The organism is Amycolatopsis sp. NPDC114503 (assembly GCF_055633655.1).
This window is the reverse complement of sequence record NZ_JBVKDT010000011.1, coordinates 137,735-153,613: the sequence shown is the minus strand read 5'-3', so window position 1 is coordinate 153,613 and position 15,879 is coordinate 137,735. Positions and strand designations below refer to the sequence as shown.

Below are 15,879 nucleotides of genomic sequence, written 5' to 3'. Positions count from 1 at the left end.
CGTGGCGGTGATCTGCCCAACACAGATCTGCTGACCTGGGGAAACGGGCAGCGTGAAGAGGGCGCGCGGAGACACGAGAGCACGCGAGTGCTGGAAAATGCCTCCGGCACCAGGTACCGTAGGCACGACAGAGCCCTTCTTGCGAGGTCGGGCGAAAGAGTGTGGGCCCCCGGGTGGCACCAGGGGTGTGAGGTGCAACTAGCCGCATTGACTGCCAGGTCGGCGGACAGTTGCTACCAGGCTTCGAGGCGGCATCCCTGTCGGGGAGGCCGCCTCGGCTCGTTTAGGACGCCATCTGTTCCTCCTCGGGCAGGCCGATCATGGAGAGCAGCGCGAGTTCGAGCTTTTCCATGTCGTCTTTGGTCTTGACGGTGCCGAACGCGAACGCGTAGTCGGCGAGATCTCCCAGGCGCATGGTCTGCAGGCCCGCTGTCACGATGCGTTCGTAGGCCAGCGTGCCCGCTTCGCCCCGCTGCACGGCGGCGACCTTCATCGCCGCGTGCAGGCGCGCGTCCACGCTTGGGCGCTCCAGGCGGATAGCCAGTCCGAGCGGGCGCTGTTTGGCCGTCCCCGGGGACAAGCCGAACTCGGCGAACAGGGCGCGTTCGAGCCGTGCCATGTCCTCATTGGTCACCACGTCGCCGAACGCGAGTGCGCGCGCGAGGACACGGCCCAGGCCGACGGCCCGGAGACCGGCGCGCAGGATCCGCTCGTAGGCGAGCGTGCCCGCCTCGCGGTGCTGTCGGCCCGCGACCTTGATGGCCACGTGAAGACGGGCGTCGATGCTCGGACGCCACATCAAATGGTTCAGCCCGTTCGCACGCTGTTTCGCACCACGATGCTTCGGCATGGCGGAGACTTTTGTACAAAAGTCGGGTGCGATCAAGCACCGTGGCCTTTCACCGGCGTGTTGCGGTCTGACCACGGCGGCTCGCCCGTGTGGGGGACGCCGGCGCGGCCGTTCCGGGCAAGCGTCTGCGCCGTCGGGACGGGCCCATGCCGGCTCGCGCCGGACCAGGCGGCCGGCCCGGTAGAGCAGGTGCCAGACCTGCGCGCTGCCGGTCACGAGGAACGGGCGGACCGAGCGGGAGCACGCCACGAGTTCGCCGTAGCGGGCGAGGGCCGCCCTCGGGACGGATCGGCCTTCCAGCCAGGCGGCGGCGAGGTCGTCGGCGGCGGCGAGCAGCTGCCGGTGCGTGCGGCACGCGTGCTCCAGCAGTGCCGGGACCACGCGCGGGTGGTCGCGAGCGGCCCAGCCGCGGCGGCGGAGGATGCGGGCTTCGCGTTCGACGGCGCGCAACGCGCGGCGCGTCGCGGACCGGCGGGTCCGCTCCTCGTGCGCGCGGCCGCCGGGTTCACTCATCCCGGCCGCCGTCGTGCGCGCGCCGCCGTGCCCGGCGGCGCCGGAGAAGCTGGTGCGCGCCGCGGGCGACGCAAGCGATGCCGGCCGCGTACAGGACCCCGGCCGCGATCCACCCCCAGATCATTTCCCTCCCCTGTCCCGCTGGTGACGCTACGCGATCACGGGCGTTTCGAACCAGCCCCTCCCGGCCCGTCCGCGAGCGCCGCGACAGCTGCCCGGAACGCCTCGCGACCTGGGTGCCGGGCGTTGACTGAATACCCGATTAACTATGGTTAAGCGCCCTCCGTAACCATTTTTCACCCTTTCAGACTAATCAAGGTGGGTTTTTTCCCGTGATCGTGACGTTGGGTCATCATTGTGGTTAGCTGACGTCCAGCGGGGCGAGGACGGATCGGGGGATCCGCTCCACCGCGGAGGACACATTCGGGGCCTGTCCCGGCTACCGGGAACCGGCGTCACGGTACGTGTTCGCCGTCGCTTCCCGGCCGGTCGCCGGGGTCGCTCCGCGGTCCCAAGGAGGGGGGATCCTTGAGCACGACCACAGGACCGGAGGGGGCGCGACCGCCCGCAGGTCCCGGAGGGGCACCGCTGGTCTTCCTGGCCGAGCCGGGGGCCTGCGGGGGACGTCTCGATCCCGGCCAGGCCCTGGTTCCGGACGGTCTCGCGCAGCAGCTGGACTTCCACGTCCGCCCGTCGGTGTCGCCGTGGGCGATCTCGCCGGTGGCGCGCACCGTGTGCGAGCACGTCGACTACGAGTCCCTGCACCATGCCGAGCCCGGCCTGTTCGAGCGTCGCCAGCAGTACGGCGCGCCGGCGGTCGGGGAGCTGTGGGACGCCAAGCACCGGCTCGCCGGACTGGGCTACCACCTCTGCCTGGACGTCCAGATCGAGGAGTTCGACGGCGACCTGGCCCTGGTGGTCTACGGGGCCGGGGTCGTGGGCCGCCTCACCGACCGGGCGTGGGCCGCGGTCGCGGGCATCCTGACCACGAACTCCTCCTCCGTCACCGAGCCGCCCCCCGACGCCGGGCGGCCCGTGCGCCCGGCCCGCCCGGCGACCTCGCGGGGAAAGAGGAAACTGCCGGCGCCGGTGACTCCGCTGGGCTGGCGGGTCGGCGACTGGGAGCACACGTGGTGGGAGTACCCGCTCGTCGGCCCGCCCGACGACGCGCACCTGGTGCCCGCCGAATTCGGGCCGGGAGCCCGATCGGCCGCATGAACGCTCTTCCGTCAATTCGCGGGCGGATGCTCTGCCCGCGACCGCGTTGCCTGGCAGCTCGTGCACGACAGTCCGGGACCGTCCGCATCGGACGCCCGGACGTCGGCTCGCGCGGCCGCGCGCCCGCGAATTGACGGTTCCCCGGGGAAGCCCGACGTTCCCCGGGGGAATCCGGACCGGCTGCTGCCGCGGCACCCTTCGCGACCCGCACCTCAGGGGCCGCCCTCCCCAGTCGCGGCGACGAAGCAGCCGAACCGGTCTCGCCGTGTCCCGCCGGATGGGCATCCCGGGACGCGGCGAGACCGGCCCGCACCGGATTTTTGCCGAGTTTTCTCCCGGGCTGGGGGTCCGGGAGAGAGACCGGCCGCGGGCGGCGACTGCGACCCCAGCGCAGCACCCGCCCGGCCGTGCCGGTTCCGCCGCGTCGCCCACGCGGACCCGACGCGGCGGAACCGGCTGCTTTGCCCGCACAGAAAGGCATTCCTGGTGAACGTGGCCCCACCTCGACTCCGGCGCGGCGCGGCGCTGTGCGCGCTGGCCGCCGCCGCGGCCGCCCTCGGCGGCTGCGGTTCGTCCTCGTCCCCGGCGAATCCGGGCGCCGGCCCCGTCTCAATGCCACCCCCGGACGCGCGCGGCCCCGTGGTCGAGACCGTCGTCGAGGTCCGCTGGGCCGACCCCCGTCCCGGCTGCATGAGGATGGAGGCCCCCGCGCCGGGCGGGCGCACCCAGATCTTCCGGCTCACCGGTCCGCCCGCGCAGGTTCTGCGCGCGCAGGCCGAGCGCGGCGAGCGCCCTGTCCAGCAGCGGCTGCGGGTGCGCGGGTACGTCGACACCGCGCAGGACACCACCGCCTGCGGCTCCTACCGCGCATTCGTGCTCACGGAGGCTCTTCCCGTGCGCTGACCGCCATTCCGCAGACCGCCGATAAACCGGTTCGAGACCCTTCGAACCGGCTTTCGGCATACCCGGAAAAGCGCCTTTCAATTCAGGGAAAATGTGGTGCACAATTTCGCGGGAAAGTGTTGACTGCGCCCCTGCAGACTGCGAAGCTCTGCAACGAACAGCGCCATAAGGCCAGTTCAGACGGACCGGCAGGAGAGTTCGGTCCGCACCGGGGGATGAGGGAAAGAGTTATCAGGGGGATCGCCCGGCGGAAGAGAACTGTTTCCGCCGTCGTTTTTTCGCTTTCCTGAACCGCTGTCGCTGTCGCTCATTCGCGTCATCCGGTGTTGCCACGAATGCTAGACGAGAACACGGGGGAAATACGTATGGCAGTGCGATCAGCCCGCTTGGCGGGCGTGATGGCGGGGGCGGCGGTGCTGGCCGGGGTGGCCGCGGCGCCGGTCTCGGCGCAGGCGCTCGGCAGCCACCCGGGGGAATCCGACCGGACCGCGGTGGCGGGCAGCCATCCGGCGTGGGCCACGCCGCGGGCGAAGGTCGCCGACGTCGACGGCGCCCAGCAGCGCGAAGTCCGGATCGCGCTCGGCCTGCGCGATGAGGCCGGCGCGCAGCGGCTGGCCGAGGCGGTCACCACGCCGGGATCCGCCCAGCACGGCAAGTTCCTGAGCCCGCAGCAGTTCCTCGACCGGTTCGGGCCGACCGCCGAGACCGTGCGCCAGGTCCAGGACTGGCTGCGCGCCGAAGGCCTCCAGGTCGGCGAGGTGTCGGCGAACCGGCACTTCGTCGCCGCGCGCGGCTCGGTCGAGCAGCTGCAGAACGCCTTCGGCGTCCGCCTCGCCAACTACCGCAAGGGCGGCCTGACGTTGGCCGCGCCCGAAGGCGAGGTCACGCTGCCGCAGGCCGTGCGCCCGGCGGTCACCGCCGTGCTCGGGCTGGACGACGGCGACCGCGCCGTCACCGCGTCCCGGCACCGCAAGCCCGGAGCGTCCCCGGCCGCACCGGCGGCAGCCGCCGCGAACCAGTACTGCTCGCGCTACTGGGCCGAGCAGAACAACACCGACGTCCCGCAGAAATACCCGGCCGGACGCCAGAGCAACCAGATCTGCGGCTACAACGCCGGCCAGGTCCGCGCGATGTACGGGCTGACCGCCGGTGACACCGGCGCCGGGCAGACCGTCGCCGCCACCGGCGTGTTCGCGTCCAAGACGCTCGCCGCCGACGTCGCCCAGTGGGCGACCCGCGCGGGCAGCACCCCGCCCGCGCCCGGCCAGTACACGACCGACGCCTCCGGCGGCCTGCCGGCCAACTGCCAGGGCGGCGACGGCGAAGAAGGCTGGAACCGGGAAGAGACCATGGACGCCGAAGCGGTCAAGGCGACCGCCCCGGCCGCGAAGTTCATCTGGTACGCGTCCAAGGACTGCTCCGCCTACGACGGGCTCAACCGCGCGGTCGCGGACAACAAGGCGAGCATCATCACCAACTCGTGGTCCTCGACCGCGCGCGACAACGAGATCTCCCAGTCCACCCGGGAGCAGTTCGAGGACGTGGCGGTCCAGGCCGCGGTGCAGGGCCAGGCGATCCTGTTCTCCTCCGGCGACGCGGGCGACGATTCGGCGGGCGGTCGCGGGCCCGGCGTCGCGTTCCCGGTGGCCTCGCCCTGGGTCACCTCGGTCGGCGGCACCACCGTCGCGCTGGGCAAGGACAACAAGGTCGCCTTCACCAGCGGCTGGGAATCCGCCGCGAACACCCTCAGCGGCGGCCAGTGGGTTCCCAAGACCGGTGCCGGCGGCCGCTTCGCCGGCGGCGCGGGCGGCGGGGTCTCCGCCGTCTACGACGCGCCCGACTGGCAGAAGGGCGTGGTGCCCGCCTCGGCGAACGGCAAGCGCGCGATCCCCGACATCTCCGCGCTGTCGGATCCCTACACCGGCATGAACGTCGTCATGCGCGGGAAGGAAGGCCCGATGGGCGGCACCTCGCTCGGCTCGCCGATCATGGCCGGGATCTTCGCCAACGCCCAGCAGGCCCGCGGCGTGACCCGTCTCGGCTTCATGAACGGCGCGCTCTACAAGCTCGCCGGCAACAAGGCGGCGATCGCCGACGTGACCCCGCAGAAGGCCGGGATCTGGAGCCGCGACGCCTCGGGCCGCGACGTGCTGATCGACGTCGACGACAAGCCCCAGTCGATCCAGTCCGCGCCGGGCTTCGACTACGTCGGCGGTCTCGGCACCCCGGCAGACGGCTTCACCGCCGCCTTCGCCAAGTAACCGCACCCGTGTCGAGGGCGGTGCGGCAGGCCCCGAACCGCCGCACCGCCCTCGACCCGCCCGACCATCCGCACACTCTGGGGGAGCAAGTGGGGAAGCACCGCGCGCCCGAACCGGGCGAGCACCAGAACCCGGCCCGCGACAGCAGCGCCGATCGCGACGACATCGACGGCCGCGCATCCGAGCAGCCGCCGCGCCGCCCGGCCGGGCGGGGACGGGTCCTGCTCCTCGCCCTCGCCGTGCTCGCCGCGGCGGCGGCGCTGACCGCGGTCACCGCCGCCTCCCGCGCCGACACCGCGGCCCCGGACACGCCGAACGCGGCTGCCGCCGGTGCGCCGGACACGGCCGGGGACGCCGAGCAGGTCGTCCCGCCGGTCCGGGTCGGCGACGCCGAACTGGCGGTGCTGCCGCAGGAGTCGACGTTCGCCGACCTGCCGACGGCACCGCGCGATCCGCATCCGGACCAGCAGCCCGGCGGCCTGGTCCTGCACCCGAGGAGCGTCGTGCCGCTTTTCCCGAAGCCCGGCGAGAAAGCGATCGCCGCCCTGCCGCCGACGCAGCTGGGCTCCGACACCTGGGTCCCGGTGATCGACGAACAGCCCGGCTGGGCGATGGTGCTGGTTCCGGGCCGCCCCAACGGATCCGCCGCCTGGCTCTACCGCGACGACCCGCGCATCGAGGAAGCCCGCACGCCCTACCTCCTGCGCGTCGACCGGACCGCCTACCGGCTGGAACTGGTCAAGGACGGCGCGGTCGCGCGGACCTGGACGGTCGGCGTCGGCAAACCCGTGTCCCCGACGCCCGCCGGGCGCGCGTTCGTCCTCGCCTCCATCCGCGACACCAAGCCCACGTTCAGCCCGATCGTGCTGCCGCTGTCGGTGCACTCCGACACCTACACCACCTACGGCGGCGGCCCCGGAACCGTCGCCGTCCACACCTGGCCCACCGACGGGGTCTACGGCAAATCCTCGTCCGACGGCTGCATCCGCGTCCCGTCCGACGCCCTGAACACCATCAGCAGCGAAGTGCCGCTCGGCACCCCGGTGCTGATCAAGTGAGTCCGCAACACACCGGCCCGGCCCGCGAAGGGGCGGCCGAACAGCAAGGGGGAGAAATGGTCCGCACCACCACCATCAAGCCGCGCGCGATGCTCGCGGCGCTCGCGGGCGGCTCGGTGCTCGCCGCGGGCGCCACCGGAATCTGGGTCGCCAGCGCCGGGCAGGCCTCGGCCGCCGAAGCCTCCACCGCCTACGGCGTGTCCGCCAGCGACACCGACAACCTCAAGCCCCAGCCGTACGTCAGCTCGTCCGGAGAGGTCAAGTCCGGCTCGCTCGGGTCGGTCCGCTCCCAGACCGGCGTCGTCAAGGCCAGCGGGCTGAGCGTGAAAGCCGGAGCGGGCACCGCCTCGGCCACCGTCGCCGACGTGACCGTGGGCGGCAAGTCCATCGGAGCGGTCTCGACGACCTGCACCGACGGCAAAGCCTCGGCCAACCGCCACGGCACCGTGAAACTGTCGGACACCCTGACGGTCACCTACGGCACCGTCTCCGGCGGCAAAGCGACCGGCGCGACGGTCAAGCTCATCGGCGCGGGGGTCGGGTCCGAAACCGTCCTCGTCGCGGTCGTGTCCTGCGGCGCCAAGGCGCCCAACCCGCCCACCAACCCGCCGACGAACCCGCCCACCAACCCGCCGACCCACGACCCGGGCCCCGGCCGTCCGGATCCGGGCCAGCCGGGACCGGGCAAGCCGACCGGCGGCACGCACGCTCCGGGCAAGCCCGGCATCGGCGGCAACCCGGGAGCGAAGCCCGGCAGCACGGCCAAGCCCACGCCCAAGATCGCGCCCAAGCCTCAGCCCAAACCGGGCCACCAGCCGGTCACCGGCTGAGCCGACCGCCTGGCCCGCGCGGCCTGCCCGAGTTCCACAGGCTTCGGGCAGGCCGCGCCTCGCTGCGCCCGGCCGCACGTCCCAGGATGCCGCGCATTGGGCCTGCCGGATCCGGTCGATGACATCACGCTCGCTGCCAAGAACGCCGACGCTTCAACGGAATCACATCGCTGTCGACGCTCGCGTCACCGGCGGGCGGTTGCGCGCGGATCCGCCGAAGGCCACGCGCCCGACGCGGCCGCCTCCACAATCCCGCCTGGCAGAACGGCTCGCCGAAGGCCGGGACGAGGCGGCCGCCGTCCGACAGGCACAACCGGCGGAGGGGATTGCCGTCGTGAAAAACACAACGATGCAGCCGTGGGACAACGCCCGCCGGTTCGCGAACCACTGGGTGCGGCTGGTCCGCCGGGATCCGTGGGCGCTGGTGGTCACCCTGCCGGATGTGCAGCAGGCGGCGCTCGGGCCCCGGCACGAGCAAGCCGCCGCAGACCTTCGCCGCGAACGGCTCGCCCGGCTGCATCCGGCGACGGCGTTCGCGGGCTTCGCGGGCGTGGTCGGCCTCCTCGTGTTCTTCGCGTTCGGCAGCTGGAAGATCGCGGCGGGGTCGGCGGTCCTCACCGTCGCAGCCGCGACGCTGCCGCCGATCCGTGGCAAGCGCTGCCGGACGAGGGACCTGCCGGAGTTCATCGTCCGCGAACACGTCGACCGCGATCTGTGGGAACTGGTGCGGCACCTGGTTTCCTGCCATGGCCGGGACGGGGCCACTGCGTCGGCCGCGCGACAGTTGCTCGAGGAACTCGCCCGCACCGACCCCGCCGACCCCGTACACCGAACCCTCGTCGCAGGGCTCCGTCGCGAACTCGCCGACCAGACTCCCTGCGCGCACGCACTCTGGTACGCCGCCGAACGCGTCCGCGCCATCCGCACCCGAACCTCCGGATGAACCTCGGGTGGCCGGCAACGTCAGCTCGCCGTGGCGGCGGGAAGCCGCACGCCGTCGGACTGCGTGGGAGCAGGTCCCGCGGACGGGAAACGCGGCCCTGCCCGCACCGCGCTCACCTGCTTGAATGACGCGCACGGACGAAGAGTGATCGCGGGGAGTGGCCGAGATGAGGCTGGACGAAGTCGAGACCGTGTTGGCGGTATTCCAGGCGGAGAGCTCCAGGGCGGCCGCGGAAGACCGGATTCCCGACCTGGACTTCATGTACGCCTGGGAGGCAGCCAAACGCGAAGCCGCAGCGCACGACGACGAGCAGAAGCTGCGCGGTTCCGGCGAGCCGTCACCGCGGTGGACGGTGCGGCTCGGCGGGAAGCTGGTGATGCCGGGCAGCACCGCGGCCGTGGCCTGTCCGGAGTGCGCCCTTGACGCCGGACTGACGGTCGCCGCGGTCGGCACCGCCGAGCATCGCGCCTGGCTGCAATGCCCGGCCGGTCACGAGTGGCAGCAGCCTGGCGTCACCTACGACTGGGTGCGCCGGGCCGCCCTGCACGGGGCGGCGCGGGAGCAGGTCGGCCTGGGCTTCGGGGATTTCCACGTGCCCCTCAATGAATGGGGGACCTCTTACGCCGACGTCGCCGACCGGTACTTGGCGCGGGCGCGACGGGAAGCCATCCGGCAATCGGGCGGAGAACCAACGGGGCGACCGGCTGACGGCCCCTGATCGAATGCTGCCCTTCGCGCTCACCGAACACGAGTACAGGCAACCCGGACAACGACCTCACCAACATCCAGTTGCCCAACGCTTCCGGGATGCATGCCCGAGATCAACAGGCTCGGGCGGTCCGCGCACCAATTCGTGCGCCACCGGGCCGAGCTTGGCGTCGGGCCGCCAGGCCTGCGCCGTCCGGCGCGCTTCCCCCCGCCGCGACGACCGGACACCATCAACCGTGCACGGAATGCACAGGAAACAGCTCGGTCGAGGCACCGACGGAGGAGCGGATCCCGGCGCGGGCGCCATCGTCGCGACGACGTGGCGACCTCCAGATCGCCCCGAGCCTCATCCGTGCCCGTCGTCGGCTCCGCATTCGCGTTCTTGCCGCCGACGGACTCGTTCGTCGAGGGGTTCGGACGGCTCCGGGCCCCAGTGCGGATGCTCGCCCCACAGCCAGTACTGAAGCTGGTATTTCGCGTAGGGCTGGGCAACCGAGAAGTCGTCTCCTGCCAGTTCCTGCAGCGCCTCCTGGTCGCCGTGCTCGGCATACTGCTCGGCAAGGCGCTGGCCCGCGTAGGCGTCGGCGTCCTGGGTTCTCGCCCGCAGGCCGGCGACGTCGCCGGCGTCGGCCATCGCGTCTACGACCAGTTCCGACAGCTCGGTCGCTACGTCCGGGGAGTCGGGAGCGATCCACTCTTCCAGTCCTTCGGCCCCGTATTCGCGCACGAGCGCCTCCACCAGCACGGCCGCGAGCTCCTGCTGCGGACCGCTCGCCGGAAGCTCGGGCGGAGCCGGGTCCTCGCGCGCCCGCTCGGCGGCCGAGGCCTTTTCCGCTTCGGCGACTTGCAGGAGCGCGTCGAAGCGGTCCAGCGTCTCGTCGACATCCACGCCGTGCGCGCGTCCGGTCGGCACTGCGTTCGCCCGTTCGGCCAGGAACGCGACGATGCGCAGCACATTGGCCTGCACGGGGACGGTCGGGCTGCTGAAGGTCCTCAGCACCGTCTGCTTGCCCAGCGGCCGTGCCGGGTCGGCGGCCGTCACTGCCCTGGCGATATCCATGGCGCTCGGAACATGCGCTCGGGAGTGCAGCTCGTGCAACGCGTCGTTGAGCTTCTTCAACGACGCCTGGCCCTCGCCGAGACGCGGTTTCGCCAGCTTCGGCACAGCCCGTCCCCTGTCTGCCCGTCGGCTCAGATCGGACCATTGTGGCCAGAATCAGTCCGTTCCGCACCCATTCGCATCACCGGGGACGGGCCGCGCCGGAACCTTGTGGCAACGGGCCCCCGCCGGGGCGCCACGCCACAGGAAGGACGCGCAATGCCTCTGCCCGCAATGATCGCCCTCGCCACGATCGCCGCCCTCGCCGGATTGGCGGCGTACGCCCTGCGCCTGCGGTTCCTCATGCAGGTCTACCGCGAAGGCGGCCCGGAACACCTCCTGATCGTCACCCGCGGCCGGCCGGAACAACGGCGGGGGCCCTCCGGCGAAGGCCGCCCGCCGGTCTGGTGGCCTTCGCCGCCGACGTCGGAGCGGTGACTTCGCCACAGCACCGCGAGACGAAGAACCCGGCCGCGGGCACGGACCTCGGCGGACCGCCGCGGGCGAGCATGCAACTGTGCAAGCCATACACTATTGTTGAGGGTCGCGGCGATGAGGCGGGGTGCGCACCGGGAAACACCCCGCCGGCCACTCGATCCGGAGACAGCTGGCTGGAGCAGGAGCCCTTCTACCGGAAGGCGAGCCAGCGGGTCCAGGACTCCGCGTCCGCGCAGGCCTCCGCCGGGATCCCGATCTTCTCCAGCGCGCCGGGGTAGCAGCGCTCGTAAGCGCGGTTGGCCTCGGCGGCCACGCCCGCGGCGCGCAGCAGCCACGGCGCGGGCAGCCGTCGGCACCGCAGCTGCGGCCACCGGCCCGGCGCCGGGGTGACCAGCTCCCCGTCGATCACGCCGCGGCGGATCAACCCGGCGACGAGCTCCGCCCGCGCGTCGATCCGGTTCTTCGCGGGGCGACGGGCGAGGGAGGGCTCGTCCCGGAGCATGGCCGCCACGTCCCAGGCCGGTGCCTCTGCGCTGTAGCTCACGGTGCTCAGAATGTTCGGCAAAGCGAGAAACCTGGCGGCGTGCACGCGGTGGTTGCCGTTCGCCCCGACCCGGTAGACCGGTCCGGCCCAGGCGGGAACGCGGATCAGGTTCATCCGGTCGCCGAAGAGTTCCTCGGTGAAGGCGTCCAGGTCATCGGCGTCGGAGAGGCCGCGGGCGATCTCCAGCGGGACGCGGGGCCGGTGGCCCCGGAACGCGCCCCATCTGCGGTGGACTGTCGAGATCACGAGCCGCGCCGGGACCCATTCGACGGCGTTGAGGAAGCCGCCGTGGTCGTTGTTCGCGGGCCTGCCGACAATGCCGAGGGCGTGTTCGTCGCTCACCTGCGGCTCGGTCGCGTTCAGGCGAGCGGCCTGCTCGGCGAGGAAACGCCGGATGTCGACCGAGCGCAGAATCCGTTGCGCGGCAACGCAGGCGTCGATGTGCTCGGCATAGCACGCCCCCCGCTCCGGCAGGACCTCGCGGATCGACGGGCCTTCGAGGGAAATGTCCGAGCGGAGACGGTCGAACCGCGCCCACGCCGTGGTTTCCGGGACCGCGGGATCGAACACGACCGCCGGCGGCCGCGGCTGGAAGTAGCGTCGCACGGCCGCGGCCGCCGAACGCGGCGTCGGGGCGTACCCCCACATCCGGGCCGGGCCCGCCGGGCCGACGCCGGGTCCGGCATGAGCCAGGAACCCTCCGTGGTCGCGGTACTCCACTGTCCACACAGGACTTCCGGCGTCCGTCGGAGGGTCGGCGGCGGCGAGTTCGGCGTCCACGATCGCCGCCCGGTGAAGATCGATCGCGCGGCGGAGCCCTTCTGGGGACTCCCAGGGGCGCACTGCGATGCCGTCGCGACGGGCCGTGCAGGTCATGGAATGAATGTCGTCGATCGCCCCCGCCAGGTGCGAAGCCTCGGCGGCCGGGGCGGACAGGTCCAGGCGCAGACCGGGGTCGCGCAACAAGGCTGCGGAGCGGGAAAGCAGGTCGTGCACGAGAAGCAGCCGGGTCCACACGAGCAGCCACGGCGGCTCCTGCTCCTCCTCGTCGTCCTGGTCCTCCTCGTCGTCGCCGAAGCCGGTGTCGGCGTCGGAAGCAGTGCCGAGCAGAGCGAGGGCCACGCCGTCCCGTTCCGCTGCGGGAAGCCAGCGGCCCGCAGCGGCGACGAGCGCGACGACGGCCGCGGCCACCGCCCGGACCAGATGCGCCCGGCGGCGCCTGCCGTCGCGGCCGGTGCATTCGCCGTTGGCCGCTGCCGCGCACCGGGGACAGACCCGGTCGATGATCGCCATCCGACCACCGTATGCGGCGCTGTCGCGGTCGCCCGGGGCGACCGCGACAGCGGCACGAGAAGGTGCTCAGACCTAGTGCGGGCCGTCGTCGGCGTAGCGCGTTTCCAGCCGGAGCACCTGGGCCTGGATCTCTTTCAGGACGCCCTCCAACTTTCCCTGCTTGCGAAGCCACTCCATGATGGTCAGCTGACGTTCGACGTTCGCTGCGGTCGCCGGGGCCGCGTCCGGGTCGAGGTAGCCGTGTTCGGCGTCGAAGGCCTCCTCGATCCGCCGGATGATCTGGATCGAGGGAAAGCGACGCTTTCCGCGCCTCAGGTAGCCCATGTAGGTGTCGGAGATCCCGACCTTGTCGGCGATCTGCTTGTTGGTGTACTCGATGTCCCCGCCGTCCGGCCGGACGGTGTGGAACAGCCTGTTGAGCTTCGCGACCATCGACAGGTGGCCGTCGACATCGTCGACGAGCCCCGGGTACGCGTCGGGATCGAGATACCCGGTCTTGGCGCCGAAGAACTTCTCGAGGGCCCGGGCGATCCAGACCGGGAGTTCGACGGGCTCTCCGTTCCGCAGGTCGGCGATGCAGGCGGGCGGGACCCCGATCGCGGCGGCCACCTGGTTGTCGGTGTACTCGGTGAACCCGCCGCCGGGCCGGATGACGCGGAACAGTTTGTTGATCTTCTCGGTCGTTGCCGGATCGGCGCGGTAGCGTGCGAGCGTTCTGCCGGTCGGCGGCGACATCTCCCCAGTTTTGAGCATGCCTTCATCCCCTTTGGTGTGGCTACCGGCGTCGGTCGCGCCGAAACCGGTAGGTGGGTGCCACAAGGAACATCAACGGTACTCGAAGTCCGCCGATCTTCCCCAGTATCGTTACCCTACGTTACACGGTTAGTCCATACGGGTGGTCTGCCTGCGGGACGGGTTGCCCGTCCTCGCCCTGCCCTACAGTGGCGAGCACGGCTAACTATCGTTAATTGCGCTGGCCCGGGGGGACCATCGTGAGGGGGATACATCGTGCTGCCGACTTCGGCAGCATTTTCGCGCGCTCTGCTCCGCGCGCACGCGGCGGCGCGCTGCGCGAACTCTGCGTGCAGGACCGGCGGAGCCGGGCCGCGCTCGCGCGCCCGTCGGGCTTCCTGTTCGCGGCCGGGTCCGGCCCGCGACGGAGAACGTCGCGGGCCGGAAGCAAAGCCCCCAGCGCCGGCGCGCTGATCGCCGGACGCCACATCTCGTCCGGCACCGGCAGACGGTCGCGGCCGCAGGCACGGCCGCAGCGGTCTCTGCGGTGCCGGTCATTCCCCGGAGGCGGTCACCACCCCGATCCGCCCCGGGTGCTCGCATGGCGGAAAGGGGGTCACATGTCGCGGTCGCGCATTGCTCTGCCTCCTCTGAGTTAACGAGGGGCCGGAAAAACCGACTCGAATGGACCTGTTGTCAAGGGGAGTGACAGTTGCAGGCTGTATTTGCTCGTTCACATGTCGCGGTCGCGGCGCATATCAGGGCCTCCTCTCGGGTGGGATCCCGCGACGGAGGCGCGACGAGCGCGGAGAGGACGAATCGGAGCCAGGCAGGCGCGTTCGCGGCAGAAGGCGGCCTGGCATCGGCTCGCGGAGGTCGCGAAGCAGCACAAAGCGCACCTCCGCTGCTCGTCGGCCCCGAAGCGCGAGGTGAGAGCGGCAGGTCGTGGGTGGCTGCGCCTGTCGCACATCAGGGGGGATTGTGATGGCGGTAGTAAGGGTGTCACGAGCCCGGAAGCCGAAGGAAGCTCGGGTCTATGACAAATACCGGTCAAAAGACGCGCTGCGGTCGCTGAGCGGGGCGACCGTCGCCTCGGTCCTGCTGATCGATCTCGCCGGACTGGGCGCCGTGGCGTGGGCGTGGTTCCGGTCCGACACGCCCCGGCTGCACCACTGGGTGCTGTTCGCGCTGCTCACCGCTCTCGCGCTCGCCCACATGGCGCTCACCCGCCCCTCGGAGGAGCGCCGGCGCGCCGTCCGCCAGGAGCGCGCACTCGTCGAATACGTGGACCAGAACGGAATCTGGTCCGCGGCGGCAGCGCTGGTGCTGCCGACTACCATGGCGATCGCGCTCGTCCTGATCGTGCGCAGCCGCCGGTTCTTCACCGCCCGCAAGCCTCTCGGGCTGTGGACGAGCACCACCGCCACGGTCGTGCTCGCGGTCGCCGCCGCCGGCTCCGTGCGGGACCTGCTCGACGCCGCGACCTGGCTCGGCCAGACGCCCGTCGTCTTCGACACCGGAGCCGGGCTGCGGGCACTGGCGGTGATGTCCGGCGCGGTCGTCGTGTACTTCCTCGCCGAGGCGGTGCCGATCGGGATCTACCGGGGCATCCGCTGGGGCAAATGGAGCCTGGCCGACACGATCGGCAGCCGGGACGACAACAAGCTGATCCTGCACACCCTGCTGCTCGGGATGGCCGTCGCGCTCGTGGCCGTCGTGCTGCCGCCGCCCGCGCTGCTCGGGATGCTGGCGATCGCCGTGTTCGACACCCGCAACGTCGGCCGCATCGCGGCGCTGGAAACCGAAAGCGAGCGTCACAAGACGGCTGCCATCACCGATGCCAGGACCGGGCTGCTCAACCGGCGCGGCTTCGACGCGCTCGCGGGCGCCGCGGTGGAGATCGACCACGCCAACGGGCAGCCCACCGCCATGCTGGAGATCGACATCGACCGCTTCAAGCGATGGAACAGCGTCATCGGCCATCCCGGCGGCGACAAAGTCCTCGCGGCCGTCGCGGACGTGCTGCGGCGCGACACCCGCACCGGCGACATCCTGGCCAGGACCGGCGGAGAGGAAATGGCGGTAGTGCTCCCCGGAACCGACTGGACCACCGCCCTCGACGTCGCCGAGCGCATCCGCCGCTCGGTCCAGGACCTCGAAACCGAAGTCGTCAACCCCGCCGGCGGCAACACGCTCCGGCTCGGGCACGACCCCCTTCCGCCGTGCACGATCTCCATCGGGATCGCCGCATCTCCGGAGCAGGGCGCCACCATCACCGCGCTGGAAAGGTACGCCGACCAAGCCCTCGAGGTCGCCAAACGCAACGGACGCAACCAGGTCGTCGCGCTGGCCATGCTCGTCCCCGACGCCGGCGACCAGCTGCCCTGCCCGCCCGCACCGCAGGACCAGGCTCGCGCAGCAGGCAACCAGCCCGCAGAGCGGACGCCCGTCCCGCAGTGACGCACCGACCCGACAGGTGACGCGAACCG

Annotated in this window: 14 protein-coding genes; 9 read left to right on the top strand and 5 right to left on the bottom strand. The window is 71.7% G+C overall.

Annotated elements, in window-relative coordinates; all coding sequences use genetic code 11:
- Positions 1-283 precede the first annotated feature (283 nt).
- Both ACZ7OI_RS37405 and ACZ7OI_RS37400 read right to left on the bottom strand, forming a co-directional pair.
- Positions 284-1,363, bottom strand: coding sequence for a hypothetical protein (locus ACZ7OI_RS37405; protein WP_470268829.1), 1,080 nt, complete (start codon positions 1,361-1,363; stop codon positions 284-286).
- Positions 1,356-1,487, bottom strand: coding sequence for a hypothetical protein (locus ACZ7OI_RS37400; RefSeq protein ID WP_470268828.1), 132 nt, complete (start codon positions 1,485-1,487; stop codon positions 1,356-1,358). Before ACZ7OI_RS37400 ends, ACZ7OI_RS37405 begins: the two co-directional genes overlap by 8 nt.
- 404 nt (positions 1,488-1,891) lie before the next feature.
- On the opposite strand from ACZ7OI_RS37400, the gene ACZ7OI_RS37395 reads away from it, so the two are divergent.
- From ACZ7OI_RS37395 to ACZ7OI_RS37365, 7 genes are all read left to right on the top strand, one after another.
- Positions 1,892-2,581: a hypothetical protein gene (locus tag ACZ7OI_RS37395; RefSeq protein WP_470268827.1), complete on the top strand. Its 690-nt coding sequence runs from the start codon at positions 1,892-1,894 to the stop codon at positions 2,579-2,581.
- 486 nt (positions 2,582-3,067) lie between these two features.
- Positions 3,068-3,484 (top strand): hypothetical protein, encoded by a 417-nt coding sequence (locus ACZ7OI_RS37390; protein ID WP_470268826.1) that lies wholly within the window; start codon positions 3,068-3,070, stop codon positions 3,482-3,484.
- A 365-nt stretch (positions 3,485-3,849) separates the two neighbouring features.
- Positions 3,850-5,745: a S53 family peptidase gene (locus ACZ7OI_RS37385; protein WP_470268825.1), complete on the top strand. Its 1,896-nt coding sequence runs from the start codon at positions 3,850-3,852 to the stop codon at positions 5,743-5,745.
- Between the two features lie 8 nt (positions 5,746-5,753).
- On the top strand, positions 5,754-6,803 hold the full coding sequence (locus ACZ7OI_RS37380; protein ID WP_470268824.1) for a L,D-transpeptidase: 1,050 nt from the start codon (positions 5,754-5,756) through the stop codon (positions 6,801-6,803).
- 56 nt (positions 6,804-6,859) lie between these two features.
- Positions 6,860-7,633: a hypothetical protein gene (locus ACZ7OI_RS37375; RefSeq protein ID WP_470268823.1), complete on the top strand. Its 774-nt coding sequence runs from the start codon at positions 6,860-6,862 to the stop codon at positions 7,631-7,633.
- Positions 7,634-7,967: 334 nt separating this feature from the next.
- Positions 7,968-8,576, top strand: coding sequence for a hypothetical protein (locus tag ACZ7OI_RS37370; RefSeq protein WP_470268822.1), 609 nt, complete (start codon positions 7,968-7,970; stop codon positions 8,574-8,576).
- Positions 8,577-8,742: 166 nt separating this feature from the next.
- The gene (locus ACZ7OI_RS37365; RefSeq protein ID WP_470268821.1) at positions 8,743-9,294 is read left to right on the top strand and encodes a hypothetical protein; all 552 of its coding nucleotides are present in this window, start codon (positions 8,743-8,745) and stop codon (positions 9,292-9,294) included.
- A 336-nt stretch (positions 9,295-9,630) separates the two neighbouring features.
- On the opposite strand, the gene ACZ7OI_RS37360 is transcribed toward ACZ7OI_RS37365, so the two are convergent.
- The gene (locus tag ACZ7OI_RS37360) at positions 9,631-10,449 is read right to left on the bottom strand and encodes a hypothetical protein (RefSeq protein ID WP_470268820.1); all 819 of its coding nucleotides are present in this window, start codon (positions 10,447-10,449) and stop codon (positions 9,631-9,633) included.
- Positions 10,450-10,602: 153 nt separating this feature from the next.
- Here ACZ7OI_RS37360 and ACZ7OI_RS37355 point away from each other — a divergent pair, with 153 nt between their 5' ends.
- The gene (locus tag ACZ7OI_RS37355; protein ID WP_470268819.1) at positions 10,603-10,821 is read left to right on the top strand and encodes a hypothetical protein; all 219 of its coding nucleotides are present in this window, start codon (positions 10,603-10,605) and stop codon (positions 10,819-10,821) included.
- Positions 10,822-11,011: 190 nt separating this feature from the next.
- Here ACZ7OI_RS37355 and ACZ7OI_RS37350 read toward each other — a convergent pair whose 3' ends face one another.
- Positions 11,012-12,658, bottom strand: a complete 1,647-nt coding sequence (locus ACZ7OI_RS37350; protein WP_470268818.1) for a hypothetical protein — start codon at positions 12,656-12,658, stop codon at positions 11,012-11,014.
- A 72-nt stretch (positions 12,659-12,730) separates the two neighbouring features.
- Entirely contained in the window at positions 12,731-13,411 is a 681-nt protein-coding gene (locus ACZ7OI_RS37345) for a helix-turn-helix domain-containing protein (RefSeq protein WP_470268817.1), read from the bottom strand.
- Positions 13,412-14,374: 963 nt separating this feature from the next.
- Here ACZ7OI_RS37345 and ACZ7OI_RS37340 point away from each other — a divergent pair.
- On the top strand, positions 14,375-15,850 hold the full coding sequence (locus tag ACZ7OI_RS37340) for a GGDEF domain-containing protein (protein WP_470268816.1): 1,476 nt from the start codon (positions 14,375-14,377) through the stop codon (positions 15,848-15,850).
- Positions 15,851-15,879 lie beyond the last annotated feature (29 nt).